23 protein-coding genes and 1 pseudogene are annotated in these 24,027 nt (G+C 71.4%); 13 read left to right on the top strand and 11 right to left on the bottom strand.

Annotation, left to right across the window (positions count from 1 at the left end):
• On the top strand, positions 1-1,280 hold a 1,280-nt coding region (locus CCR87_RS12195), incomplete at its 5' end, for a YjbH domain-containing protein (RefSeq protein WP_201157800.1).
• On the top strand, positions 1,277-1,948 hold the full coding sequence (locus CCR87_RS12190; RefSeq protein WP_201157799.1) for a YjbF family lipoprotein: 672 nt from the start codon (positions 1,277-1,279) through the stop codon (positions 1,946-1,948). The genes CCR87_RS12195 and CCR87_RS12190, both read left to right, overlap by 4 nt.
• 115 nt (positions 1,949-2,063) lie before the next feature.
• Here the strand turns inward: CCR87_RS12190 and CCR87_RS12185 are convergent, their stop codons facing one another.
• Positions 2,064-2,951, bottom strand: coding sequence for a CPBP family intramembrane glutamic endopeptidase (locus tag CCR87_RS12185; protein WP_201157798.1), 888 nt, complete (start codon positions 2,949-2,951; stop codon positions 2,064-2,066).
• On the opposite strand from CCR87_RS12185, the gene CCR87_RS12180 reads away from it, so the two are divergent.
• The 4 genes from CCR87_RS12180 (at position 2,950) to CCR87_RS12165 (ending at position 6,802) form a co-directional block, all read left to right on the top strand.
• Positions 2,950-3,243: a hypothetical protein gene (locus CCR87_RS12180; RefSeq protein WP_201157797.1), complete on the top strand. Its 294-nt coding sequence runs from the start codon at positions 2,950-2,952 to the stop codon at positions 3,241-3,243. The genes CCR87_RS12185 and CCR87_RS12180 overlap by 2 nt on opposite strands.
• A gap of 66 nt (positions 3,244-3,309) precedes the next feature.
• Positions 3,310-3,981 carry a VPLPA-CTERM sorting domain-containing protein gene (locus tag CCR87_RS12175; RefSeq protein WP_207186630.1) on the top strand — a complete coding sequence of 224 codons (672 nt, stop codon included), beginning with the start codon at positions 3,310-3,312 and terminating at the stop codon, positions 3,979-3,981.
• Positions 3,982-4,164: 183 nt separating this feature from the next.
• Entirely contained in the window at positions 4,165-5,898 is a 1,734-nt protein-coding gene (gene ilvD, locus CCR87_RS12170) for a dihydroxy-acid dehydratase (RefSeq protein ID WP_201157795.1), read from the top strand.
• The gene (locus tag CCR87_RS12165) at positions 5,879-6,802 is read left to right on the top strand and encodes a hypothetical protein (protein WP_201157794.1); all 924 of its coding nucleotides are present in this window, start codon (positions 5,879-5,881) and stop codon (positions 6,800-6,802) included. The genes ilvD and CCR87_RS12165 overlap by 20 nt, the downstream gene beginning before the upstream one ends.
• Here the strand turns inward: CCR87_RS12165 and CCR87_RS12160 are convergent.
• Entirely contained in the window at positions 6,693-7,454 is a 762-nt protein-coding gene (locus tag CCR87_RS12160; protein WP_201157793.1) for a metal ABC transporter ATP-binding protein, read from the bottom strand. The two genes, CCR87_RS12165 and CCR87_RS12160, sit on opposite strands and share 110 nt — an antisense overlap.
• Positions 7,455-7,525: 71 nt before the next feature.
• The gene (locus tag CCR87_RS12155; RefSeq protein WP_201157792.1) at positions 7,526-8,383 is read right to left on the bottom strand and encodes an RNA polymerase factor sigma-32; all 858 of its coding nucleotides are present in this window, start codon (positions 8,381-8,383) and stop codon (positions 7,526-7,528) included.
• Between the two features lie 88 nt (positions 8,384-8,471).
• Between CCR87_RS12155 and CCR87_RS12150 the strand changes: the two genes are divergently transcribed.
• Positions 8,472-9,083, top strand: coding sequence for a MarR family winged helix-turn-helix transcriptional regulator (locus CCR87_RS12150; RefSeq protein WP_201157791.1), 612 nt, complete (start codon positions 8,472-8,474; stop codon positions 9,081-9,083).
• 30 nt (positions 9,084-9,113) lie between these two features.
• Here CCR87_RS12150 and CCR87_RS12145 read toward each other — a convergent pair whose 3' ends face one another.
• Complete coding sequence (locus tag CCR87_RS12145) at positions 9,114-9,989, bottom strand: 3-hydroxybutyryl-CoA dehydrogenase (protein ID WP_201157790.1); 876 nt, start codon at positions 9,987-9,989, stop codon at positions 9,114-9,116.
• A 171-nt stretch (positions 9,990-10,160) separates the two neighbouring features.
• Here CCR87_RS12145 and CCR87_RS12140 point away from each other — a divergent pair, with 171 nt between their 5' ends.
• Positions 10,161-10,955 (top strand): DUF6473 family protein, encoded by a 795-nt coding sequence (locus CCR87_RS12140; protein ID WP_201157789.1) that lies wholly within the window; start codon positions 10,161-10,163, stop codon positions 10,953-10,955.
• Positions 10,956-10,997: 42 nt separating this feature from the next.
• Here CCR87_RS12140 and CCR87_RS12135 read toward each other — a convergent pair whose 3' ends face one another.
• The 5 genes from CCR87_RS12135 to CCR87_RS12115 form a co-directional block, all read right to left on the bottom strand.
• Complete coding sequence (locus tag CCR87_RS12135) at positions 10,998-12,077, bottom strand: BMP family ABC transporter substrate-binding protein (RefSeq protein WP_201157788.1); 1,080 nt, start codon at positions 12,075-12,077, stop codon at positions 10,998-11,000.
• A 43-nt stretch (positions 12,078-12,120) separates the two neighbouring features.
• Positions 12,121-13,041 (bottom strand): ABC transporter permease, encoded by a 921-nt coding sequence (locus CCR87_RS12130; RefSeq protein ID WP_201157787.1) that lies wholly within the window; start codon positions 13,039-13,041, stop codon positions 12,121-12,123.
• On the bottom strand, positions 13,038-14,111 hold the full coding sequence (locus tag CCR87_RS12125; protein WP_201157786.1) for an ABC transporter permease: 1,074 nt from the start codon (positions 14,109-14,111) through the stop codon (positions 13,038-13,040). The genes CCR87_RS12130 and CCR87_RS12125 overlap by 4 nt, the downstream gene beginning before the upstream one ends.
• A complete protein-coding gene (locus tag CCR87_RS12120; protein WP_201157785.1) occupies positions 14,111-15,646 on the bottom strand; it encodes an ABC transporter ATP-binding protein in 1,536 nt (511 codons plus the stop codon). Before CCR87_RS12120 ends, CCR87_RS12125 begins: the two co-directional genes overlap by 1 nt.
• Positions 15,647-15,844: 198 nt before the next feature.
• Positions 15,845-17,377: a VPLPA-CTERM sorting domain-containing protein gene (locus tag CCR87_RS12115; RefSeq protein ID WP_201157784.1), complete on the bottom strand. Its 1,533-nt coding sequence runs from the start codon at positions 17,375-17,377 to the stop codon at positions 15,845-15,847.
• A gap of 212 nt (positions 17,378-17,589) precedes the next feature.
• On the opposite strand from CCR87_RS12115, the gene CCR87_RS12110 reads away from it, so the two are divergent.
• Entirely contained in the window at positions 17,590-18,963 is a 1,374-nt protein-coding gene (locus CCR87_RS12110; protein ID WP_201157783.1) for an aspartate aminotransferase family protein, read from the top strand.
• A gap of 600 nt (positions 18,964-19,563) precedes the next feature.
• Here the strand turns inward: CCR87_RS12110 and CCR87_RS12105 are convergent.
• Both CCR87_RS12105 and CCR87_RS12100 read right to left on the bottom strand, forming a co-directional pair.
• Positions 19,564-19,953 carry a PilZ domain-containing protein gene (locus tag CCR87_RS12105; protein WP_274609777.1) on the bottom strand — a complete coding sequence of 130 codons (390 nt, stop codon included), beginning with the start codon at positions 19,951-19,953 and terminating at the stop codon, positions 19,564-19,566.
• Between the two features lie 111 nt (positions 19,954-20,064).
• Positions 20,065-20,322 (bottom strand): superinfection immunity protein, encoded by a 258-nt coding sequence (locus CCR87_RS12100; RefSeq protein ID WP_201157781.1) that lies wholly within the window; start codon positions 20,320-20,322, stop codon positions 20,065-20,067.
• Positions 20,323-20,488: 166 nt separating this feature from the next.
• Between CCR87_RS12100 and CCR87_RS12095 the strand changes: the two genes are divergently transcribed.
• From CCR87_RS12095 to CCR87_RS12080, 4 genes and pseudogenes are all read left to right on the top strand, one after another.
• Positions 20,489-21,739 carry a sarcosine oxidase subunit beta family protein gene (locus CCR87_RS12095; protein ID WP_201157780.1) on the top strand — a complete coding sequence of 417 codons (1,251 nt, stop codon included), beginning with the start codon at positions 20,489-20,491 and terminating at the stop codon, positions 21,737-21,739.
• Positions 21,740-21,758: 19 nt separating this feature from the next.
• Positions 21,759-22,025 (top strand): sarcosine oxidase subunit delta, encoded by a 267-nt coding sequence (locus tag CCR87_RS12090; protein WP_201157779.1) that lies wholly within the window; start codon positions 21,759-21,761, stop codon positions 22,023-22,025.
• A pseudogene (locus tag CCR87_RS12085) lies at positions 22,015-23,349 on the top strand (2Fe-2S iron-sulfur cluster-binding protein); the annotation flags it as partial. The gene CCR87_RS12090 and the pseudogene CCR87_RS12085, both read left to right, overlap by 11 nt.
• 199 nt (positions 23,350-23,548) lie before the next feature.
• A complete protein-coding gene (locus CCR87_RS12080) occupies positions 23,549-23,851 on the top strand; it encodes an urease subunit gamma (protein ID WP_201157777.1) in 303 nt (100 codons plus the stop codon).
• Positions 23,852-24,027 lie beyond the last annotated feature (176 nt).

Raw genomic sequence — 24,027 nt, 5'->3', positions numbered from 1 at the left:
CCCCCGCCCCGCCGGGCGGCTGGTCCACCGACTGGGCCACCGATGCGGGCGCGATCGCACGCACCCGCGCCACCCTGGCCGCGCGCTTCACCGCCGAGGGGCTGCGGCTGGAGGGGCTGGATCTGGAGCCCGGCCGCGCCACCGTCCGCTTCACCAACCTGCGCCACGAGGCGCAACCGCGCGCGCTGGGCCGCGCCGCGCGCATCCTCAGCGCCGTGCTGCCACCCTCGGTCGAGGAAATCGTGCTGCTGCCCGCCGTGCGCGGCCTGGCCGTCAGCGCCGTGACCCTGCGCCGCAGCGACCTGGAGGAGCTGGAGCACGACCCCGACGGCGCGGACGCGCTGCGCGCACGCACCGCCATCGACGATGCCGCCGCCAGCCTGGGCCCGCAGCCGCTGCTGATCGCCCACCCCGCGGATGCGCCGCGCCTGGGCTGGAGCGTGCTGCCCTATCTTGCCCCCACGATCATGGACCCGTCGTCGCCGGTGCGGCTGGAGGCCGGCCTGCGCGCCGAGGCGCGCTTTGCGCTGGCCAGCAACCTGCTGGTGTCGGGGGCGCTGACGCAGCGGGTGGCGGGGAACCTCGGGGGCACCACCCGGGCGCCGGAGGCCTGCCGCAGCGACGGCTTCTGCTACGAACGGGTGCGCAGCGACGCGACCTCCTATGTCTCCGACAGCCCGGTGCTGGAGCGGCTGACGATGGCGCATTTCTCGCGCCCCGGTGCCAACCTTTATGGTCGCCTCAGCGCGGGGTGGCTGGAGCGGATGTACGCCGGCGTCTCGGCCGAGGTGCTGTGGAAGCCCGCCGCCGGCCCCCTCGCGCTGGGCGCCGAGGTCAACCGCGTGCGCCGCCGCGCGCCGTCCAGCTTTGGCGGGCTGCTGGATTACGAGGTCACGACGGGGCATGTCTCGGCCTATGTCGATTTCGGCGCGGGCTATGTCGGGCAGATCGACGTGGGGCAGTACCTGGCGGGCGACCGCGGCGCCACGCTGAGCCTGAGCCGCGAATTCGCCAGCGGCTGGCGGCTGGGCGCCTATGCCACGCTGACGGACATGCCGTTCTCGGCCTTCGGCGAGGGGTCGTTCGACAAGGGCATCACCATCACCATCCCGGTGACATGGTTCGACGGGCGGCCCAGCCGGGCGCGCAGCAGCCAGACCATCCGCTCGCTCCAGCGCGACGGCGGGGCCCGGCTGGACGTGGCGAACCGGCTTTATCCCATGGTGCGCGACCTGCACCGCGCGGCGCTGGACGACAGCTGGGGGACGGTGTGGCAATGACGCGGGCGATCACGGCGGGCCTGGGGCTGGCGTTCGCGCTGGGACTGGCGGCATGCAGCGGCGGGCAGCGCGACAGCACCACCGCGACGGAGACGCAGCTCCCCGGGCTGGAGCGGCTGGTCGGCGGGGGCCGCGACGCCCCGCCCCTGGTGATCGTGGCGCCGGGCGCCGCGTCCGCGCCGCTGGGGGCGGAAATCCCCGCGCGCGATGCGCGGGCGACGCTGGTGCGGGTGGGCCGCAACGGCGCCGTCACGACATGGCGCAGCGCCGACGCGGTCGGGCTGTCGCTGCGGGCACCCGGGGTGCTGGTGGCCACGCGCGGGCTGGGCGAGGATCTGCACATCGCCGACGCTGCTGCCACGGCGGCGGCGCTGGCGGCCGGGCGCGACGGCGCCGTGCCGCGCAGCCACGACCGGCTGGGCGGCGACCAGCGACTGGTGCGCACCCGCCTCGACTGCACCCTGACGCGAACCGGGCGCGACACCCTGACGCTGGAGGGCACGTCCCGCACAGCCGACCGCCACGAGGAGGCGTGCACCCCCGAGGGCGGCGGCCCCGGTTTCGTGAACCGCTACTGGCGCGACCCCGCCAGCGGCGCGGTGCTGGCCTCCGAGCAGTGGATCGGCCCCGAGCTGGGCCACGTCCGTCTGGTGCACCCGGCGGACTGATCCGGCCCGGGCACCACCCTGCCGACAGCCATCGGTGGCCGCGCACCGCTCGCAGGTCACCGCTGCCCACAAGTCACTGGCCGCGCATCACCAGCCGCGCCTCACCGGCCACGCATCACCGGGCGCGGCGCGACAGACCCAGCCGGCACAGCCCCCAGATCACCCCCAGCACCGCCACATCCAGCAGCAGCAGCCCGCGCATCGCCCCGGTGTCATCGGCCCCGAACGGCGTGGTGAACAGCGCCAGCCCCGACAGCGCCCCGGCAGGCGCCACCACCGTCAGCGCGAACACGTTGTTGGCAAAGTGCAACCCCCACGCCAGCCCGAGCGACCCCGACCGCGCCGTCAGATCCGCCGCCATCAGCCCGAACAGCCCCGTCACCCCCACCACCAGCCAGGCATTTTCCCCCATCATGCCGGCGTCATGGTGCAGCAGCCCGAAGGCCACGCTGGGCAGCACCATCCACATCAGCGGCGAGGCGAACCGCGCCGCAAGCTGCTGTTGCAGGTAGCCGCGCAGCGCCAGCTCCTCGGCGCCGGTCTGAAGCAGCAGCCCCGCGAGCGCCAGCGGCAACCACGCCAGCCACAGCCCTGGCGCAAGGTTGCGCTCCAGATCCATCCGGCCCACGCCCACCAGGAACGCGATGCCATAGATCACCGCGATCACCGCCACCCCGGCCAGGAAATGCCGCACCACCCGGCGGCGCGGCCCGATCAGCGTGCCCAGCCCGCGCCGGTGCAGCAGCCGTGCCGCCGCCCATGTCCCCAGCACCACCCCGCCGAACGACAGCAGCACCAGCACCATCAGGCCCGGCGTGGCCCCCAGCGTCAGCGGCCCGCTCTCGGCTCCGCGCAGCCACAGCACCGCGGCAAAGATCGCCGCCGACACCGCCATGTTCCCCGCCACGATCAGGACCAGCCCCAGCCCCAGCCGCCACAGCTGCGGATGGGCGCGGGCGGGGGCCACGAAGGCGTCGAACGGCATGGGATGGCGCGTGGACATGACCGGGAATGTGGGCCGCAACGCGCTCGGCGACAAGACCGCGCGAATCACCCGTCCCGCCTGCGCTTTCGAGCATGAATTGAGTGCAGGCAAATACCACTCAACCCTTGCGCGGAATGGCTGTCGATCGCAGGGCGGAATGCCCGGATTGTCGAACAGTTTTCACGAATTCTGTTTCAATAGAGCCACGAGACAGGTTATCCCTGTGTCCAGTGACGATCCTGTGAGGGTGGTCATCGGTGCCCAGCCGCGACAGCGCGAACATCGCGGCGGCAGTGCCGGCAAGGTGTGATGCGTAACGAGTGCGAGGGTTAAAATGACTGTCTTCAGGACAATTTCTCTGGCTGCGGTGCTGGCGATGGGCACGGCGGTCGCGGCATCGGCGTCCAGCGTGACGCTGCGTTATGACGGGCCGACGGCGGGTAGCGGCCTCACAGACTTCGACAATGTGAACATCCAGGTAACGCCGGCCGGCAGCACCGGAAACGCCCTCGCGGGTGGTTTCGACTTCAGCGAGCTGCAAGGCAACGAAGTTCTGCGGAATTTCGTTGCCTGGTGCATGGACCTCAGCGCGAACCTGAACCAGGGCACGCGGAACTATCACGAAAGCCCCAGCTTCATCACCGGCGTGAATGAGCTGATGGGCGCCGGGACGCGCGTGCAGGGCCTGTTCGATGCGGTGTATCATTTCGTCAACCCCGCCGACCGGGTCCAGTCGACGGCATTCCAGCTGGCGATCTGGGAGGTCATCTATGATGATGACTACAGCCTGACCTCGGGCAGCTTCCGGGCGGCGGGCACCGGTACGAACGGGGCCGATGTGGAGGAAACAGCCCGAGATTGGCTGGACATTGCGAAGGGCTGGTCCGGCACGCAGAAATGGTCGCTGACCTTCTACGAAGCCTCCAACCCCAACCAGCAGAACATCGGCACCGCATCGGCGATCCCGCTGCCGGCGGCGGGCTGGCTGCTGCTGGGGGGCCTCGGGGCGCTGGGCGCGCTGGCGCGGCGGCGCAAGGCAACCGCCTGACACCACCTCGGACGGGGATTTTCGACGGGCGGCCCGGACGGGCCGCCCGTTTGCGTCTCGCGCTTGTGCCGACGGCGGGGCTCGCCTATTCCTGCGTGGGATTGCAGGGGCTTCCGCGCCCCGCACGATCCTGCAAGCCGCGCCCGATGGCGTGGACCAGCCAGCCAGAGGGAGGAAGCGGGGATGACCACGCGCGCCGTCGACAAGTCGAAACTGCCCAGCCGCCACGTCACCGAGGGCCCCGCGCGCGCCCCGCACCGCAGCTATTTCTATGCCATGGGGATCTCGGAGGAGGAAATCCACCAGCCCTGGGTCGGCGTCGCCACCTGCTGGAACGAGGCGGCCCCCTGCAACATCGCCCTCAACCGCCAGGCGCAGGCGGTGAAGCAGGGCGTCAAGGTCGCCCACGGCACCCCGCGTGAATTCACCACCATCACCGTCACCGACGGCATCGCCATGGGCCATGACGGGATGAAGGCGTCGCTGGCGTCGCGCGATGCCATCGCGGATACGGTCGAGCTGACGATGCGCGGGCACTGCTATGACGCGCTGGTGGGGCTGGCGGGCTGCGACAAGTCGCTGCCGGGGATGATGATGGCGATGGTGCGGCTGAACACGCCGTCGGTGTTCATCTATGGCGGCTCGATCCTACCGGGCCGGCTGGATGGCCGCGACGTCACCGTGCAGGACGTGTTCGAGGCCGTGGGCCAGCACCAGGCCGGCAACATGACCGACGCCGCGCTCGATGTGCTGGAGCGGGTGGCCTGCCCCTCGGCCGGGGCCTGCGGCGGGCAGTTCACCGCCAACACCATGGCCTGTGTCTCCGAGGCGATCGGGCTGGCGCTGCCGAATTCCTCCGGGGCGCCCGCACCGTACGAATCCCGCGACCAGTACTGCGAGGCCTCGGGCGTGGCGGTGATGAACCTGATCGCGCGCAACATCCGCGCCCGCGACATCGTCACCCGCAAGGCGCTGGAAAACGCCGCGCGCGTGGTCGCCTGCACCGGCGGGTCCACCAACGCAGGCCTGCACCTGCCCGCCATCGCGCACGAGGCCGGGATCGACTTCGACCTGATGGACGTGTGCGACATCTTCCGCGACACGCCGTACTTCGTCGACCTGAAGCCGGGCGGCAACTACGTCGCCAAGGACCTGTACGAGGCCGGCGGCGTGCCCGTGGTCATGAAGGAGCTGCGCAAGGCCGGTCTGGTGCACGAGGACTGCATGACGGCGACGGGCCGCACCATCGGCGAGGAACTGGACCTTGTCACCCGCGAGGCCGATGGCCGCGTGATCTACCCCTCCGCCAGCCCGATCACGAAAACCGGCGGCGTGGTGGGCCTGAAGGGCAACCTCGCCCCCGAGGGCGCCATCGTGAAGGTCGCGGGCATCGCGGCCGAGGACCAGGTCTTCACCGGCCCCGCCCGCGTGTTCGAGTGCGAGGAAGACGCGTTCGAGGCCGTCAAGGCCCGCCAGTACAAGGAAGGCGAGGTGCTGGTGATCCGCAACGAAGGCCCCGCCGGCGGCCCCGGCATGCGAGAGATGCTGGCCACCACCGCAGCGCTGTCGGGCCAGGGCATGGGCAAGAAGGTCGCGCTGATCACCGACGGGCGGTTCTCGGGGGCCACGCGCGGCTTCTGTGTGGGCCATGTCGGTCCCGAGGCCGCGCATGGCGGCCCCATCGGGATGCTGCGCGACGGCGATGTCATCACCATCGACGCCATCAGGGGCGAGCTGTCGGTCGCCCTGAGCGACGCGGAGCTGGCCGCGCGCAAGGCCGACTGGAGCGGACCGCGCCAGACCATCCACGCCGCCGGGGCGCTGTGGAAATACGCGCAGCTGGTCGGCTCGGCCGCCAAGGGCGCGGTCACCCACCCCGGCGCCGCCGGCGAACGGCATGTGTACATGGACCTGTGACCGGCGCATGCGCGCCACGGCGCAGGGGCAGCCGCAGGGGCGGGTCGGTGAGGCGGCGGGGGCAGCCGCCGTCCGCAGCCACGGGTGCGGCGTGACGGCCCTGGCCGCGACGGCGCGGGGGCGCCTGGGACGGTTGCGCGGGGCATTGGTGGCCGCGGCCGGAATGGCCGTGCTGGGCCTGTCGGGCTGCATGGCCGGTGGCGAGGACACCGCCCCCGCCACCAAGGCCGTCGCCAACGGTGCGGTCGTGATCGCGGGCCCCGCGGGGTATTGCGTCGATCCGGTCGCCACGCGCGAACGCCGCTCCGGGGCGTTCGTGCTGCTGGGCGCCTGTGCCGCGCTGATGGGCGAGGGGCGCCCGCCCCCGCGCCGCGCCGTGCTGACGGCCGCCGTCTCGCCCGCCGGCGAGGCGCCGCCCGTGGCCGACAGCGCGGACATGCTGGCGGCCTATCTTGCCACCCCGCCGGGCCGCGCGCTCTTGTCGCGCAGCGAAACCGCCGCGACCGTCACGGTTCTGGACAGCCGCGTCCAGGACGGCGTGCTGTTCGTGCACCTGCGCGACACCAGCCCCTTTGACGGCGCCGAGGTGTTGGCGGAATACTGGCGTGCGATCCTCGACATCGGGCCGCATGCGGTGTCGCTGTCGGTGCTGCCGCTGGCCGAACGCCCGCTGGCGGCGACCGACGCGCGCATCCTGCTGACGCGCTTCATCGCCGCGACGCGCGCCGCCACCGCCGCCCGCTCCGAGGCCGTCCAGCCCGGCGCGGGACGCCCCGAGGCCGGGCGGGCCCTTGTCAGCCCTCCGCGGCGTCCAGCAAGACCACCTGGCCGCCATAGGTCGCGCGCAGGTTGGCGGCGGTATAGGTCCCGGCCACCGGCCCCTGTGCGATCACCCGGCGATTGAGCAGCACCAGCCAGTCGAAATACCGGGTCACCGTCTGCAGGTCATGGTGCACCACCACGATGGTCCGGCCCGCGTCGCACAACCCCTTCAGCAGGCCCACGATCGCGGCCTCGGTGGGGGCGTCGACCCCGGCCATGGGCTCGTCGAGGAAATAGATGTCGGCCTCCTGCACCAGGGCGCGGGCCAGGAACACCCGCTGCTGCTGGCCGCCCGACAGCTGGCTGATCTGACGCTCGGCATAGTCCTGCATGCCCACCTGTTCCAGCGCGGCCATGGCGCGCGCCCGGTGGCTGCGGCCGGGACGGCGCAGCCAGCCGACCTCGCCATAAAGCCCCATCGTCACCACATCGCGCACCGAGGCCGGGAAGTCCCAGTCCACGCTGGAGCGCTGCGGCACATACCCCACCCGGCGGCGCACGTCGCCGCAGCGGCGCCCGAACAGCCGCACATGCCCCGCCACGGGCCGCACCAGCCCCAGTACGGCCTTGATCAGGGTGGATTTTCCGGCACCGTTGGGCCCCACCACCGCCGCCATCACACCCGGCGGAATGTCCAGGTCGATGTCCCACAGCACCGGCGCATCGCGATAAGCGACGGTCAGGTCCTCGACATGCAGGGCCAGGCCCGGCTCGTGCAGCGCGCTGTCGGCCATCGATCCGCCCCCGTTGCGATCCATTCGCAACCGAACCTAGCCGGGCGACCGGCGCGGCACAAGCACCGCCGTCAGGCCAACGCGGGCGCGCGGTCGGCCACCCGCGCGCGCATGCGGGCCAGCGCGCGCTCCTCCAGCTGGCGCACGCGCTCCTTGGAGATGCCCAGCTGCGCGCCCAGCTCCGTCAGCGTGCGCGGCGCCTCGGCCAGATGGCGTTCCACGACGATGCGCCGCTCGCGCAGCGGCAGCGCCATCAACGCGTCCGTCAGCGCGGCGCGGCGGCGGCCGGCCTCCAGCCGCCCCAGCACGACATCCTCGGCCGCGGGGCCGTCATCCTCGATCATCTCCATCCATTCGCGGCCGTCCTCGCCCTCACCCTGCGGGGTGTTGAGCGACAGGTCCGGTCCGGCCATCCGGCCCAGCATCAGCTCGACCTCGGCCAGCGGCACATCGAGGGTGCGCGCGATCTCGGGCGCCAGCTCGGCGGGGCTGCGGCCGGTGGCCTCGGCGCGCTCCAGCGCGGCCTGCACGCGGCGCAGGTTGAAGAACAGCTTCTTCTGCGCGGCATTGGTGGCAGTGCGCACGACCGAGATGTTGCGCATCACATAGTCCTGCATCGACGCCTTGATCCACCACCGCGCATAGGTCGAGAACCGCGCGCCGTTGTCGGGATCGAACTTTTCCGCCGCGCGCATCAGCCCGAGGTTGGCCTGCTGCACCAGATCCTCGTACGGCAGGCCGTGGCGGCGGAACCGCGCGGCCATCGACACCGCCAGCCGCGAGTACGCCTGGATCAGCCGGTGCAGCGCGGCCTCGTCGCGCCGGTCGCGCCAGGCCAGCGCCAGCGCGTGCTCGGTGTCGGCGTCCAGAAGCTCGCTGGCCATGGTGGCGCGGATGTAGCGGCGGGTGGGGTCCTGGGTGACGGACATGGTGGCTCCCCCGATATAATAGCGTATCGCTACTACAATCGCCACGCGGCGGGTTGTCAAGACGATATCGGATCGCTACTTCCCGGGCATGTCACCGCGCTCCGACCTGGCCGCCGAGCTGTTGATCCACGTCGCCCGCCTGGCGCAATCCGGCGGCGATCACCGGCTGACGCCCGCGCAGTGGACTGCGCTGCGGTTCTTTGCCCGCGCCAATCGGCTGTCGCGCACGCCGTCGGCGTTTTCCGCCTTCCATGCCACGACGCGGGGCACGGCCTCGCAGACCGTGAAATCGCTGGTGGCGCTGGGCCTGCTGGAACGCCACCGCAACGAGGACGACGGACGCTCCATCCGGTTCGAGCTGACGCAGGCGGGCCGCGCGGCCCTGGACGCCGACCCCCTGCGCACGCTGTCCGCCCGGATCGAGGGGTTGCCGGAGGCGCGGCGCGCGGATTTGCTGGCGGCGCTGAAGACGCTGACCGGGGCGCTGGCGCTGGGCCAGGACGTGCCGCTGTTCGGCACCTGCGCCGATTGCACGCACTGCGACGCCCCGCAGGGTGCCACCGCCTTCTGCCGCTGCGCCGAGGCGACGCTGCTGGCCAGCGACATGGACGCGCTGTGCATCGAGTTCGCACCGCGCCCCGACACCGCCCACCCCGACACCGCCCGAAAAGGTCCGCCCCCGCAGCGCGCGACGGGCTGATCGGCGCGCCGGCAATCAGCGGGTCGGCGATCAGCGGGTCGGCACTGGCACCTCGCCGCGGTAGTCATAGAAGCCGCGCTTCGTCTTGCGGCCCAGCCATCCGGCCTCGACGTATTTGGTCAGCAGCGGACAGGGGCGGTACTTGGTGTCCGCCAGGCCGTCATGCAGTACGTTCATGATCGCAAGGCAGGTATCCAGCCCGATGAAATCCGCCAGTTCCAGCGGACCCATGGGATGGTTGGCGCCCAGCTTCAGCGCCTCGTCGATGGAGCGCACGTTGCCGACGCCTTCGTACAGGGTATAGACCGCCTCGTTGATCATCGGCATCAGGATGCGGTTGACGATGAAGGCGGGGAAATCCTCGGCCGAGGCGGCGGTCTTGCCCAGCGTCTCCACCACGCCCAGCAGCGTCTCATAGGTGGCCTGGTCGGTGGCGATGCCGCGGATCAGCTCCACCAGTTGCATCACCGGGACCGGGTTCATGAAGTGAAACCCCATGAACCGCTCGGGCCGGTCGGTGCGGGTCGCAAGCCGCGTGATGGAGATCGACGAGGTGTTGGTCGTCAGGATCGTATCCGCCCCCAGATGCGGCGCCAGCGTGGCGAAGATCTCCTGCTTGACGGACTCGCGCTCGGTCGCGGCCTCGATCACCAGATCGGTGGGCCCGGCGCGGGTGATGTCGGTGGTGGTGCGGATGCGTGCCAGCGCCGCATCGCGATCGGCCCCGGAGATCCGCTCGCGCGCGACCTGCCGGGCGAGGTTCTTCTCCACCGTCGCCCTTGCACGGGCAAGCTGGTCCTCGGAGATGTCGCACAGCACCACGTCATAGCCCGCGACCGCGAACACATGCGCGATCCCGTTGCCCATCTGCCCCGCGCCGACCACGCCGACCGTCCGGATGTTCATCCGCGTCCCCTTCCGCCCGTTTGTGGCGCGACGATAGGGGGCGGCGGCGCGGGCGTGCAAGCTGAAACCGGACGGCGGCGGCGCCGTTCCCCTCAATTGTCGCATTAGGGATTTCGAAACCCGGCGAGGCCAGCCTGTGCGATGGGTGAGAAGACAGCGGTGGGGACTGCGATGGAACATCCGTGGACGGGGCCTGTGGGCCTCGATGGGACATATTGTGGCTATGTGGGCTCGCGGCTGCGGTTCCGGGGGCCGGCGCGGTCGCTGGACGGGCCGTATGTGGCGGCGCTGGGCGGCGCTGCGACCTTCGGCAAGGGGGTCGCGCGTCCCTGGCCGCATCTGCTGGAGGGCACGACCGGTCACAGGGTGGTGAACTTCGGCGCCGTGGGGGCCGGTCCGGAGGCGCTGGCCCACGACCTCGGCGTGATCGCGGCATGCAGGCGCGCACAGGCGGTGGTGGTGCAGCTGTCGGGCGCGGGTCAGGTGACGACGCCGCTCTATCGGGTGCACCCCCGGCGCAACGACCGGTTCCTGGAGGCGGGCGCAGAGCTGCGGGCGCAGTGGCCCGAGGTCGATTTCAGCGCCTTTACCTTTACCGGGCAGATGCTGGATGCGCTGCATGCCTGCGATCCGGGGCGATTCACCGCCATGGCCGAGCGGCTGCGCACCGCCTGGACCGCCCGCATGGCCGAGGTTCTGGATCGCCTGGCCGGTACGGGACGGCCGGTGCTGCTGCTGTGGCTGCGCGAACGTCCCGCGCATGGCGGCGCGCATCCGGCGCTGATCACACGCAGCGCGGTGGACCCGTTGATCGCGCACAGCGCGGGGCTGGTGGTGGCGCCGCCACCGGGGGGGCGGCTGTCGCCCGCCGCGCTGCCGGAAACCGCCACCCATGTGGCGGCCGCGGCGGCGCTGGCACCGCTGGTGGACCAGCTCGGCACCACCCGACCGCGCGCCGCGGGTTGATGGGCCGGGCGGGGCCCCGATGGCGCCCCGCCCGAACCGGCCTCAGCCCGGCATGGACACGTCGATGCCCTGGTAGAAGTAGTTCATCGACCGGATCGCGTCGTCATCGAGGCTCTCGCCCTCGGCGATGACCTCCTCGCCGGCCTGGTTGACGATCGGCCCGGCAAAGGGATCGATCGAGCCGTCGCGCAGCCCCGCCACCACACGCTCGGCATGGGACGCCTGCTCGGGGTCGAGGTTGGTGAAGGGCGCGAGCTGGAACATCCCCGAATCGAGGCCCCCCCAAGTGTCCGCCGGCGCCCAGGTGCCATCGATCATCGCCTGCGCGCGGGCCGCGTAGTAGTCGCCCCAGTTGTTGATCGACGACGTCAGATGCGCGTTCGGCGCGAACCGCGTCATGTCGCTGGCCTGGCCGAAGCCGTGGATGCCGCGTTCTTCCGCCAGTTGCAGCGGCGCGGGGCTGTCGGTGTGCTGGCACAGCACGTCGCAGCCCTGGTCGATCAGGGCGCGGGCCGCGTCCGCCTCCACGCCCGGGTTGAACCAGGCGTTGGCCCAGACCACGCGGATGCGCATCTCCGGGTCCACCGACCAGGCGCCGCGCATCACGGTGTTGATGGCGTGGATGACCTCGGGCACCGGGAACGCCGCGACATAGCCGATCTGCTTGGTCTGCGACTTCAGCGCGGCGATCACGCCCTGGATATACCGCCCCTCGTAGAACCGCGCGTTGTAGATCGCGAGGTTGTCGCGGGTCGCGGTGCCGGTGGCGTTCTCGAACATCACGTCGGGGAACTGTTCGGCCATCCGCAGCGTGGGCTGGAAATAGCTGAAGGACGTGGTGAAGATCAGCCGGGTGCCGGCGCGCGCCAGGGTGGTGACGACGCGGTCGAAGTCGGGGGGGGCCACGGCCTCCACCTGGGTGGTGGTGACGGCGTCACCCAGCACCTCCTCCATCCGGCGGCGGCCGACGTCGTGCATGGTGGACCAGCCGAAATCGCCCACCGGGCCGATCAGCACGAAGCCGACGCCGAGGGGGTCATTGGCGCGCGCCGCCATCGGCAGCGCGGTCGAGGCCGCCAGCGCCGAGGCGCCGGCCAGCACGTTGCGACGGGAAAGAGTCATTGTCTCAGTCTCCTCTGTTGGCCGCCCGGGGGGCGGATCGGATTCACCTGTCGGGCACGAAGGGCCGGCCCAGCGCCTGCGGGGCCACCTGGCCTCCGCCCCGGCGCAGCGCCATGATCACCGTCAGCGCGACAATGGTCAGCAGATACGGCAGCGCCGCCAGCAGTTGCGAGGGGACCCGCACGCCCGCCGTCTGCGCATGCAGTTGCAGGATGATCAGACCGCCGAACAGATACGCCCCCAGCATCGCCCGCCACGGCAGCCACGACGCGAACACCACGATCGCCAGCGCGATCCAGCCCCGCCCGGCGGTCATCCCGGCGGTCCAGAACGGCGTCAGCACCAGCGACAGATACGCCCCCGCCAGCCCCGCGCAGGCACCGCCGAACAGCACCGCCGCAAAGCGGATGCGCAGCACGGGGTATCCCAGCGCGTGCGCCGAAACCGGGTTTTCCCCGCAGGCCCGCAGCACCAGCCCGGCCTTGGTGCGCCACAGGAACCACGCCACGCCCGCCACCAGCGCGACCGAGCCATAGACGAACGGGTCCTGGCGGAACAGGATCGGGCCGATCAGCGGCAGCTCGGACAGGAACGGCACCTCGATCTTGGCAATCCCTGCGCGCTGCATGCCGACGAAGGGCGCGCCCACCACGCCCGACAGCCCCAGCCCGAAGATCGTCAGCGACAACCCCGCCGCCACCTGGTTGGTCGCCAGCCCGAGCGTCAGGAGCGCGAACAGCGCCGCCATCGCCATGCCCGCGCCGATCGCCGCCACCACCCCCAGCACGCTGGAGCCCGTCACGATCGCCACCGCCACGCCCGAGGCCGCGCCCATGATCATCATCCCCTCCACCCCGAGGTTCAGCACGCCGGAGCGTTCCACCACCAGCTCGCCGATGGCGGCCAGCAGCAGCGGCGTGGAGGCGGTGATCACCGTCAGGAAGATCGCCTCGGCCAGGGTCATGCGGGCGCCCTCCGTGGCACCAGCCGGGGGCGGTACAGGATCAGCGTGTCGCACGCCAGGATGTAGAACAGCAGCATCCCCTGGAACACCAGCGTCATGTCGCGCGGCAGGCGCAGGATGATCTGCGCGTTCTCGCCGCCGATGAAGGTGATGGCGATGAACACCCCGGCAATCAGGCACCCCACCGGATTGAGCCGCCCGAGAAACGCCACGATGATCGCGGTGAAGCCGTATCCGGGCGAGAACCCGGGCAGGAGCTGGCGCACGGTCCCCGCCGCCTCCATCACGCCGGCCAGCCCCGCCAGCGCGCCGGAGACGGCGAACACCGTCAGCGTCAGCTTCTTGTCATCGAAGCCCGCAAAGCGCGCGGCGCGCGGGGCCTCGCCCACCAGCTTGATCTCGAACCCCTTGAGCGTGCGCGCCATGACGACGGTTGCCACGACGACGACCACCAGCGTGATGACGGTGCCGAGGTTCATCCGCCCCCCGTCGAACAGCAGCGGCAACGTCGCCTCGGGGGCGAAGGTGATGGTCTGGGGCATGTTGAAGCCGAAGGGATCGCGCCACGGCCCCCGCACCAGCCAGTCCAGCAACAGCTCGGCCACATAGACCAGCATCAGCGACACCAGGATCTCGTTGACGCGCAGGCGGGTTTTCAGCACCGCGGGGATCAGGGCATAGAGCGCACCGCCCGCCATCCCCGCCACCAGCATCAGCGGCAGCACCCACGGCCCGCCCCACCCCTGGGTCCAGACCGCGATGCCGCCGCCGCAGATGGCGCCGATCAGGAACTGCCCCTCGGCCCCGATGTTCCAGTTGTTGGACCGGAAGCACAGCGCGAGGCCCACCGCGATCAGGACCAGCGGGGTTGCCTTGACCGCCACCTCCTGCACGCCCCAGAAATCCGATACCGGCATCAGGAAATAGACATTGAGCGCCCGCCACGGGTCCTGTCCCAGCAGCCAGAACACCACGATGGAGGACGCCAGCGTCAGCGCCACCGCCAGCAGGGGCGACAGGAACAGCCCGGCCATGCCCGCCCCGTCGCGGCGATCCAGCGTCAGGCGCATCACGCGGCCTCCCGCCCGGGGCCGAAGCCCTCGCCGCCCATCAGAAGGCCCACGGCCTCGCGGGTCAGATCCTCGGCCGGATAGGCGGGCGACAGGCGGCCGTGGAAGATCACAGCCATGCGGTCCGCGATCTCGAACAGCTCATCGAGGTCCTGGGAGATCACGAGGACCGAGGCGCCCCTGGCGGCCAGATCGATCAGCGCCTGCCGGATCAGGCTGGCCGCGCCCGCGTCCACCCCCCATGTGGGCTGCGCCACGACCAGAAGGCGCGGCTTGCCCAGGATCTCGCGCCCCACGACGAATTTCTGCAGGTTGCCGCCCGACAGCGCGCGCGCCTCCGGGTCGCGGGGGCCCTTGCGCACGTCGAAGGCGTGGGTGACGGCATCGACCCAGCCCAGCATCCGGCCCCGGTCGATCAGCCCGCGCCGGGTGAACCCGCCCTTGGCATGCCCCGCCATCAGCGCGTTTTCCGACAGCGGCAGGCGCGGGGCGGCGGCATGGCCCAGCCGTTCCTCGGGCACGAAGGCGGCGGCGGCCCGGCGGCGCGCGTTGATGCCGTTCCAGCCGATGGGCGTGCCCTCCAGCACGATGTTGCCGGCCTCGGGCGCGCGGACCTCGCCCGACAGGGCGGCGAACAGCTCGTCCTGGCCGTTGCCCGCGACGCCCGCGATGCCGAGGATCTCGCCGGTGCCCACCTCCAGCGTGACATCCTTGAGCGCGGTGCCCTGCGGGTCCTCGGACGGCACCGACAGGTGATCGACGCGCAGCCGCACCGGGCCGATGCGCGCCTCGGCCCGCGCGCGGCGGACCTCGGCGATGTGGGCGCCGACCATCATCCGCGCAAGGCTGCCTGCTGTCTGCTGGCGCGGGTCGCAGCGGTCCACCACCCGGCCCTGTCGCAGGATCGTGGCGGCCTCGCACAGGCCGCGCACCTCCTCCAGCTTGTGGGAGATGTAGAGAACCGCCCGCCCCTCGGCCCGCAGCGTGCGCAGGGTGGCGAACAGCCCCTCGCTCTCCTGTGGGGTCAGCACCGAGGTGGGCTCGTCCAGGATCAGCAGGTCGGGGTTCTGCATCAGGCAGCGCACGATCTCGATGCGCTGGCGCGCACCGACCGACAGCCGCCAGACCTCGCGGCGCGGCTCCAGCGGCAGGCCATAGGCGCGGCTGATGTCGGCCAGCTCGTCCGAGACCGCGCGCAGCGGGCGCGCGTCATCCAGCGCCAGCGCCACGTTTTCCGCCACCGTCAGCGCATCGAACAGGGAAAAGTGCTGGAACACCATGCCGATGCCAAGGCCGCGCGCCGCCTTGGGGGTGGGCAGCGTGACCGCATCACCTTTCCAGCGGATGATGCCTGCGTCGGGCTGCAACAGGCCATACAGCATCTTGACCAGCGTGGACTTGCCCGCGCCGTTTTCGCCCAGCAGCGCGTGAATCTCGCCGGGCATCACGGTCAGGTCGACCGAATCATTGGCCACCAGCGCACCAAAGCGCCGGGTCAGCCCCTCGGCGGCCAGAAGCGGCATCGGTCCTGCCATGCTGTACGCCAAGGCTCCCTGCTGCGGCGGCGCGCCCTCGGCCCACCGTTGCGCCCGGCGCTAACGCAGTCAAGCGTTTCGGACAATGCGAAAACCGCCCGGGGGGCGGCCCCGGGCGGTGACGTGGGTGTGAGTGCCTGCCGCGCAGGCACCCCGCCCCGGTCAGCCCGCCGGTCGGGCCGCCGGTCAGCCCGCCGGTCAGGCCGCGCGACGACGCCGGCGCAGCGCCGCCAGCGTGCCCAGACCGCCCAGCAGCAGCCAGCCCGCCGCCGGCAGCGGAATGACGTTCACGCCCTCCCCAGCGAGGAAGGCGGCAAAGCCGTCCGCGCTGTAGCTGGTGCCGCCGAAGCGGACGTCCTCGACCCCGAACAGGGTGAAGCCGATGGTCCCGCCCCCGGCGGCAAGGTTGAGGGTGAACCGCTCGCCACCCCGCCAGAAGCTGCGGAAATCGCCCAGCCCCACCATGTCGCCGAACACGACGTCGAAGCCGTAGGGGGTGCCGGTCCCCGCCGCGATGTCCTCGGGCGTGCCGCCACGGGCGCTGATCGAGCCGTTCATGCCCGCGCCCTCGCTGAATGGTCCCAGCACAAGGGTGTTGGTGCCACCGCCGCCGAACAGGATGTCGCCGTCGATGACGCTGCCATCGGACAGGGTGATGGTGGTGTCGCCCTGCCCGGGTGCGAGGTCGATGGCGGTGCCGCCGCGGCCGATCAGGGTGCCGGTGTTCAGGATGTCGATCGGGTGCACCGCGCCCTCGGCGGCGGCGATCGCCCGGGGCCCTTCGATATAGCCGTCGTTCATGATCGTCACCTTCCGGGGGATCTCGCCGTCGCGGGGGCCGCCGGGGTCCTGCAGCACCTCGTCGATGTCGATGCCGGCGGCGTTGCGTTCGGTGTCCACTCCGGCCGAGACGATGACACCGGTGGCATGGTTGTGCACCGTCCCCTCGTCGATGTCGACGCCGTCGTCGGTGGCCAGGATGACGCCATGGTTGTGCACCGAACCCGAGGCGAACTGGATGCCGTCCTCATCCACGGTGGCGCCATTGTCGGTCCAGGTAAAGGTGTCGGGGTCCCACTCCAGCCCGCGCAGCGCGATCAGGCCGTAATTCGTGACGTGGAAGTCCATGCGGCCCTCGATCACCTCCTCGCCGCCGAGCATCCGGCCGGTGGCGTGGTTGATGACGGTGTTGCCCGGGCCGCGGGACTGGATGGCGCGGCCCTCGGTGCTCTCGATCAGGCCCCGGTTTTCGAACAGGTTGCCCGCCAGAAGCGCGTCGTTGTCCAGCCGAACGGCCTGGCGGCGCGCGAGGATCTGGCCATCCTCGTGGTTTCTGAGGGTGAATCCGCCGGTGCCGCCAACCAGCCGGATGCCGCGGTCGGTGCCCGTCAGGGTGCCGGAGTTCTCGACCGTCAGGTCGCTGCCGCTCGCCCGCACCGCATCCGAGTCGCCGCCCCCCTCGACCTGGCCGAGGTTCACCAGCGTCTGCCCATTGCCGCGCAGGTCCAGCGCATTGGCGGACGGCACCACCACGCTGCCGGAGGGCGTCACGGTCACCACGGTCCCGTCCACGTCGTCGACCAGCTGTTCGGTGCGCACGCCGTCGCAGGTCAGCGTGGCCACACCGCCGTCGGTGCCGGGCGTGCAGGCAACAGCGGGCGACGGCACCGCAAGGGCCATCAGCGCGGCGACCGACACCGTTGCCCAACCGGAGCGTGAAACATCAGACATCTGGACCATCCCATGCAAGACCGGGCCCGGAGCGGCCCGCCGCGGCCCGGCATGCCCCCGCGATCCGACGTCACAGTGACACGAGGGTTAAGGTTCTGTGAAAGCGTCAGGGGGGTGCACACCGCCACGGCTTGACCTTTGCCGCGCGGCACCGAACACTGCATCCAGAAATCCGGGCGCAGCCGCCGCCCCCGAACCCGCTTGGAGCCGCAATGGACACGCTGCCGAACTCGCCCGAGGCACGGGACATCGAATACCACATGCACCCCTACACCAACGCCCGCCGCCATCAGGAGGTCGGACCGATGGTGCTGGACCGCGGCGAGGGGGTGCATGTCTTCGACAGTGCCGGCAACCGCTACATCGAGGCGATGGCGGGGCTGTGGTCCGTCGCCGTCGGCTTCTCGGAGGAGCGGCTGGTGGAGGCGGCGGTGCAGCAGATGCGCAAGCTGCCGTACTCCCACAGCTTTGCGCACCGCTCCCACGGGCCTGCCATCGATCTGGCGGAAAAGCTGATCCAGATGGCGCCGGTGCCGATGTCCAAGGTGTTCTTCACCAACTCCGGCTCCGAGGCCAACGACACGGTGATGAAGCTGCTGTGGTACCGCTCCAACGCGATGGGCCAGCCGCAGCGGAAAAAGATCATCAGCCGGCTGCGCGGCTACCACGGCATCACCATCGCGTCCGGTTCGCTGACCGGGCTGCCCTACAATCACAAGAGCTTCGACCTGCCGCTGCCGGGCGTGCTGCATGTCGGCTGCCCGCATTTCTGGCGCGAGGGCCAGGAGGGCGAGAGCGAGGAGGCCTTTGCCACCCGTCTGGCGGCCGAGCTGGAGGAGACGATCCAGCGCGAGGGCCCCGACACCATCGCTGCCTTCATCGGCGAGCCGGTGATGGGCGCGGGCGGCGTCGTGGTGCCACCCAAGGGCTACTGGGAGAAGATCCAGGCGGTGCTGAAGCGCCACGACATCCCGCTGATCGCCGACGAGGTGATCTGCGGGTTCGGTCGGACGGGCCGGATGTTCGGCTCCGAGCTCTACGGGATCGAGCCCGACATCATGGTGATGTCCAAGCAGATGACCTCGTCCTACCTGCCGATGGCGGCGGTGATGATGAACGCGCGCATCTTCGAGCCGATCGCGGATGAAACCCACCGCATCGGCACCTTCGGGCATGGTTTCACCGCCTCGGGCCACCCGGTCGCGGCGGCCGTGTCGATGGAGAACATCCGCATCATCGAGGAGCGCGGCCTGGTCGAGCAGGCCGCCCGTGTCGGCGCCCACATGCAGGCCCGCCTGCGCGCGCTGTCGGACATGACCCCGGTGGGCGAGGTGCGCGGCGTCGGCATGATCGCCGCGGTGGAGCTGGTGGGCGACCCCGTCACCAAGGCCCCCCATGGCAAGCCCGGGACCCTGGGCGCCGCCCTCCAGGCCGCCATGCAGGACGAGGGCATCCTCGTGCGCGCGCTGGGCGATACGGTGGCCGTGTGCCCGCCGCTGATCACCACCGAGACGCAGGCCGACGAAATCGTCGACGCCTTCCACCGCGCGATCCCGCGCGTGGCCGCGCACATGGCCCAGGGCTGAGCCCCGCGGCCGGTCGGCCGCCCGCAGGGCGTGGCCGACCGGCTGCCGCGATGATCCATGCAACGCACGGGCCGCGCACCCGTCACCGGGGCTGTGGCGCGGGCGGGGTCGCACAGTCGGGCGACCGCCCCCGCCCGCAGCACGGTGGGAGGACAGGCCGATGGGCCCGCGAGGCACCACCCCGACGTGCGCGCTGTCGCCCCGACCGGACCGCTTGCCCTGTGTGGGTGGGGCGCGAGGATCGGGCCCCTCCGGATCGCAGGCCGGACGCAGAGGGTCGCCTTTTGGTCCGGCGCCTTCGCGGGGAGCGGCGAAAGGACGGCACGGGCGATCCCACCACAGGCGACGGTCGGCACCAGCCGGTGCCGAAAGCCGCGGGCGGAGGCGCTTGCGCACCGGCACAACCCGCATGCGGACGGGCGGGGTGCCCGTGTTCGGATGTCACCTCAACGTGGGGGCGGAGGGCTTCGGCCGCCCGGAGCCATCAGGCGCGGTGCCCCGGGGATCGGCCCACCCACCACATCAGCCCCCGCACGCGCCCCGAGCAGCCCGAACGTCACGACACGACCCCGCCGAGGCCGCAGCTTCGGCGCCGCAGGGTCACTGCACCGCATGCGCCCGGTCGCCAAAGGCGGGCATACCGGGCCACGGGTGCAGGCTTTCGGTGTCCCAGGCAAGGCGCTGCATCACCGGCAGCCGCCCCGCGCCACGGCGGGCGGCGCGCAGCACCTCGGGCGACAGATCATGGGCAAAGCGCAGGCCACAGCCCCCTGCGGCAGCCCAGCGCACATGCGCAACCACGGTGACCGCCGGCGTCGCCCCCGCACGGGGCAGCGCCAGCGTGACCGTGTCACCCGGCGCGACATCGCCGACCCCCGCCACCATCGCCCCGCCACGCGCGAGGTTGCGCAAGAGGCCCCGCCGCACGACCGCCCCCCGCCACAGTTGCACCGGACAATCGCACGGCCACCGCAAGCCAGCCCATCCCATGTCACATCCCCATCCGGCAAAGGGCACGCGGGCGTGCCGGGTCGGGACCACCCTGCACCCTCGGCATTGCCATCGGGTTAACCATCCCGAAAATCGCGCGGACGGGCGCCCTCAGCGGGCCGGATCGACGCGCCGGCGGCGCCTGGAGCCCGCGCGATGGCGCCCGATGTCCCACGGCAGGCTGATGGCCCAGATGAATGCCACCATCCAGCCGATCAGGGTCCACCCCGTCAGCAGGTTCACGACAAAGATCTTCAGCCGCTGGTTCCGCTGCCGCGTCAGTGCGACAAAGGTGGGGATCAGATAGGCAAGGGCGAACAGCGTCGCGTTGAGCGCGATGAACACCGGTGGATTATCGACAATGGACATGGGTACTCTCTCGGGATGCCCGACCTTTGTGCGCGATCATGGCCTGCGGATCAATGCCCGGCGGGCGGGACGGTCCAGACGCCACACCCCGTGCGCCGCCCCTTGCACAGCCGGGGCAAACCCGCTTTTGTGCGGCCACATCGGGACGCGCGCGGGCGGGGGCGACATGCGCTATTCGGGACTGAGGGTTCTGGCCGAAGGACTTCGCGGCAACCGCGGCTGGCGCCCCGCATGGGATCGCCCCGACCCGCAGGATGCCTATGACATCGTCATCATCGGCGGCGGCGGGCACGGGCTGTCGACGGCCTACTATCTTGCGCGCAACCACGGGCTGCGCAACATCGCGGTGCTGGAGAAGGGCTATCTCGGCTCCGGCAACATCGGGCGCAACACCACCATCGTGCGCGCGAACTATCTCCTGCCGGGCAATTCCGAGTTCTATTCCCACTCGCTCAGGCTGTGGGAGGGGTTGGAGGCCGACCTCAACTACAACGTCATGCATTCGCAGCGCGGGCTGATCAACCTGTTCCATTCGGACGGGCAGCGCGACGCGTTCGCGCGGCGCGGCAACGCCATGATCAACCAGGGCGACGACGCGATCCTGCTGGACCGGGACGGCGTGCGCGACCACCTGCCGTATCTCGATTTCGACAACATCCGCTTTCCCGTCTACGGCGGGCTGTTGCACCCCCGCGGCGGCACCGCACGCCATGACGCGGTCGCCTGGGGCTATGCCCGCGCCGCCAGCCGGCTGGGCGTCCACCTGATCGAGAATTGCGAGGTCACGGGCATCGACGTGGCGGGGGGACGGGTGACGGGCGTGCAGACCTCGCGCGGGGCGATCCGCGCGAAGAAAGTGGCGATGGTGGTCGCCGGCCGCTCCAGCCAGGTCGCGGCCATGGCCGACCTGACCCTGCCGATCGAGAGCCACGTCCTGCAGGCCTTTGTCACCGAGGGGCTGAAGCCCTGCATCGACCATGTCGTCAGCTTCGGCATGGGGCATTTCTACATCAGCCAGTCCGACAAGGGGGGGCTGGTGTTCGGCGGCGACATCGACTTCTACCCCTCCTATGCCGCGCGGGGGGGCCTGCACATGGCCGAGCATGTGATGGAGGCCGCGATGACCCTGATGCCGATGATCGGGCGGGCGCGGGTCCTGCGGTCCTGGGGGGGGATCATGGACATGTCGCCCGACGGATCGCCCATCATCGACCGCACGCCGGTGGACGGGCTCTATGTCAACTGCGGCTGGAACTATGGCGGGTTCAAGGCGGTGCCCGCCTCGGGGTGGTGCCTCGCGCATCTGATGGCCACCGAGGAAAGCCACGAGGTCGCGCGCCGCTATCGCCTCGATCGTTTCGCCACCGGACATCTGCTGGACGAAGAAGGCACCGGCAGCCAGCACAACCTGCATTAATGCCCCATCGGAGCGCGCCATGCTGATCCCCTGCCCGCTGTGCGGCCCCCGCGACCGGCGCGAGTTCCACCCCCGGGGCGGGGCGGAATACCTGGACCGTCCCGACGCCGATGCCCCGGCGCAGGCCTGGGACGCGCTGTTGCACCTGCGCACCAACCCCGCCGGCCGCACGCAGGAGGTCTGGCAGCACGAATGCTGCGGCGCCTGGCTGGAGGTCGACCGCTGCACCGTGACCCACCGCGTGTTCGGCGCACGCCTGGTGTCGGAGGCGCGCGATGCGGGTTGACGGGCGCGGTCTGATCGACCGGGGCCGCCCGGTGCGCTTCCGCTTCGACGGGCGGGACGTGACGGGGTATGCGGGCGACACCGTGGCCTCCGCGCTGGTGGCGGACGGCGAGCGGCTGGTGGGGCGGTCGTTCAAGTACCACCGCCCGCGCGGCATCCTCACCGTCGGCCCGGAGGAGCCCAACGCCCTGCTGGAGGTGCTGGAGCCCGGCGGCCAGGTCACCCCCAACACGCGGGCCACCGTGCAGGAGGTCTTTGACGGGCTGGAGGTGCGCAGCCAGAACCGCTGGCCGTCCCTGCGCCACGACCTGATGGCGGTGAATGACCGCTTCGCTGCGTTCCTGGGCGCGGGGTTCTACTACAAGACCTTCATGTGGCCGCGCCGGTTCTGGGAGGGGCTGTACGAGCCACTGATCCGCCGCGCCGCCGGGCTGGGCCGCCTGTCGGGCAAGCATGACGAAGCGCCATACGAGCGTGCCTTTGCCCATGCCGACCTGCTGGTGATCGGCGCGGGGCCTGCGGGGCTGATGGCGGCGCTGGCCGCCGGGCGCGCGGGCGCCGACGTCATCCTGGCCGAGGCCGACAGCCGCCCCGGCGGTCGCCTGCTGGCCGAGGACGAGGCCGTGGACGGCCTACCCGGCCCCGACTGGGTCGCGGGCGTCATGGCCGAACTGCGCGCCATGCCCAACGTCCGCGTGATGCTGCGCACCACCATCACCGGCGCGTATGACGGCGGGCAATGGGGCGCGCTGGAACGCGTGGGCCTGCATCGCGCCCCCGCCCCCGACCTGCCGCGCGAATGCTTCTGGCGCATCACCGCGCCGCGCGCGATCCTGGCCGCCGGCGCGCTGGAGCGCCCCGTCGCGTTTCCCGACAACGACCGCCCCGGGGTGATGCTGGCCTCCGCCGTGCGGGGGTATCTGCACCGCTTCGGCGCGGTGGCGGGGCGCAAGGTCGCCGTCTTTGGCGCCCACGACGACGCGCACCGCACCGCGCGCGACCTGGTGGCCGCAGGCGTCACCGTCACCGCCGTCATCGACCCGCGCGAGGACGCCCCCGAAGGTGACGGCTACCGCACCCGCGCGGGCGCCGTGGTCATCGGCACACGCGGACGGCTGGGCCTGACGGGCGTGCGCGTGCGCGAAGGGTCGTCCGAATTCTGGGTGGAGGCCGACGTGCTGGCCGTCGCGGGCGGCTGGAACCCCAGCGTGCACCTGACCTGCCACATGGGCGCGCGGCCCGTGTGGGACGCGGACGCGGTGGCGTTCCTGCCGCCCGGCCCGGACGCCCCCGGCGCGGTGCCGGGGCTGGAGGCGGCGGCCTCGGCCTGGGACGGACGCGCGGTGGTGCGGGTGCTGGCCGCCGACCCGCTGGAGATGAAGCGCACGGTCGCCGCCGCGCTGTCGGTGATGCGCCATGGCATGGCCTTGCCGCGGGTCTGGCAGATATGATCGGCGCGCGGCACGCCGCACGGGCGGTGGAGACGGCCGCGCACGGGATGCGCAACGACACGGAGGAGCGGGCATGAACCTCAGCCCGAGGGAAAAGGAAAAGCTGCTGGTCAGCATGGCGGCGATGGTCGCGCGGGCGCGGCTGGCGCGGGGGGTGAAGCTCAACCATCCCGAGGCGATCGCGCTGATCACCGACCATGTGGTCGAGGGCGCCCGCGACGGCCGCAGCGTGGCCGACCTGATGGCCGCCGGGGCGCATGTGATCCGCGCCGAGGACTGCATGCCCGGCGTGCCCGAGATGATCCACGAGGTGCAGGTCGAGGCGACCTTTCCCGACGGCACAAAGCTGGTGACCGTGCACCACCCGATCCGCTGATCGGCAGCCACCGCAGAACGCAGAACGAGGACGAAGCACATGGACAGGGCGCGCATGCGACGGATGGCGGGGACGGTTGCGGCGGCGCTGATCGCGGCGCCCGGGGCGGTGCTGGCGCACCCCGGCGGGCACGGGGCGGGGCACGCGCTGTCGGCGGGGCTGCTGCACCCGCTGAC

This window comes from Rhodobaculum claviforme (assembly GCF_016653255.1).
GTDB lineage: Bacteria > Pseudomonadota > Alphaproteobacteria > Rhodobacterales > Rhodobacteraceae > Rhodobaculum > Rhodobaculum claviforme.
This window is presented reverse-complemented; position numbering and strand designations above follow the sequence as displayed.

Bases quoted from the DNA above. Each gene is read 5' to 3' on its own strand.
- CCR87_RS12190 (WP_201157799.1), top strand. From the start codon at position 1,277: ATGACGCGGGCGATCACGGCGGGCCTGGGGCTGGCGTTCGCGCTGGGA.
- CCR87_RS12180 (WP_201157797.1), top strand. From the start codon at position 2,950: ATGACCGGGAATGTGGGCCGCAACGCGCTCGGCGACAAGACCGCGCGA.
- CCR87_RS12185 (WP_201157798.1), bottom strand. From the start codon at position 2,951: ATGTCCACGCGCCATCCCATGCCGTTCGACGCCTTCGTGGCCCCCGCC.
- CCR87_RS12175 (WP_207186630.1), top strand. From the start codon at position 3,310: ATGGGCACGGCGGTCGCGGCATCGGCGTCCAGCGTGACGCTGCGTTAT.
- ilvD (WP_201157795.1), top strand. From the start codon at position 4,165: ATGACCACGCGCGCCGTCGACAAGTCGAAACTGCCCAGCCGCCACGTC.
- CCR87_RS12165 (WP_201157794.1), top strand. From the start codon at position 5,879: ATGTGTACATGGACCTGTGACCGGCGCATGCGCGCCACGGCGCAGGGG.
- CCR87_RS12160 (WP_201157793.1), bottom strand. From the start codon at position 7,454: ATGGCCGACAGCGCGCTGCACGAGCCGGGCCTGGCCCTGCATGTCGAG.
- CCR87_RS12155 (WP_201157792.1), bottom strand. From the start codon at position 8,383: ATGTCCGTCACCCAGGACCCCACCCGCCGCTACATCCGCGCCACCATG.
- CCR87_RS12150 (WP_201157791.1), top strand. From the start codon at position 8,472: ATGTCACCGCGCTCCGACCTGGCCGCCGAGCTGTTGATCCACGTCGCC.
- CCR87_RS12145 (WP_201157790.1), bottom strand. From the start codon at position 9,989: ATGAACATCCGGACGGTCGGCGTGGTCGGCGCGGGGCAGATGGGCAAC.
- CCR87_RS12140 (WP_201157789.1), top strand. From the start codon at position 10,161: ATGGAACATCCGTGGACGGGGCCTGTGGGCCTCGATGGGACATATTGT.
- CCR87_RS12135 (WP_201157788.1), bottom strand. From the start codon at position 12,077: ATGACTCTTTCCCGTCGCAACGTGCTGGCCGGCGCCTCGGCGCTGGCG.
- CCR87_RS12130 (WP_201157787.1), bottom strand. From the start codon at position 13,041: ATGACCCTGGCCGAGGCGATCTTCCTGACGGTGATCACCGCCTCCACG.
- CCR87_RS12125 (WP_201157786.1), bottom strand. From the start codon at position 14,111: ATGCGCCTGACGCTGGATCGCCGCGACGGGGCGGGCATGGCCGGGCTG.
- CCR87_RS12120 (WP_201157785.1), bottom strand. From the start codon at position 15,646: ATGGCAGGACCGATGCCGCTTCTGGCCGCCGAGGGGCTGACCCGGCGC.
- CCR87_RS12115 (WP_201157784.1), bottom strand. From the start codon at position 17,377: ATGTCTGATGTTTCACGCTCCGGTTGGGCAACGGTGTCGGTCGCCGCG.
- CCR87_RS12110 (WP_201157783.1), top strand. From the start codon at position 17,590: ATGGACACGCTGCCGAACTCGCCCGAGGCACGGGACATCGAATACCAC.
- CCR87_RS12105 (WP_274609777.1), bottom strand. From the start codon at position 19,953: ATGGGATGGGCTGGCTTGCGGTGGCCGTGCGATTGTCCGGTGCAACTG.
- CCR87_RS12100 (WP_201157781.1), bottom strand. From the start codon at position 20,322: ATGTCCATTGTCGATAATCCACCGGTGTTCATCGCGCTCAACGCGACG.
- CCR87_RS12095 (WP_201157780.1), top strand. From the start codon at position 20,489: ATGCGCTATTCGGGACTGAGGGTTCTGGCCGAAGGACTTCGCGGCAAC.
- CCR87_RS12090 (WP_201157779.1), top strand. From the start codon at position 21,759: ATGCTGATCCCCTGCCCGCTGTGCGGCCCCCGCGACCGGCGCGAGTTC.
- CCR87_RS12080 (WP_201157777.1), top strand. From the start codon at position 23,549: ATGAACCTCAGCCCGAGGGAAAAGGAAAAGCTGCTGGTCAGCATGGCG.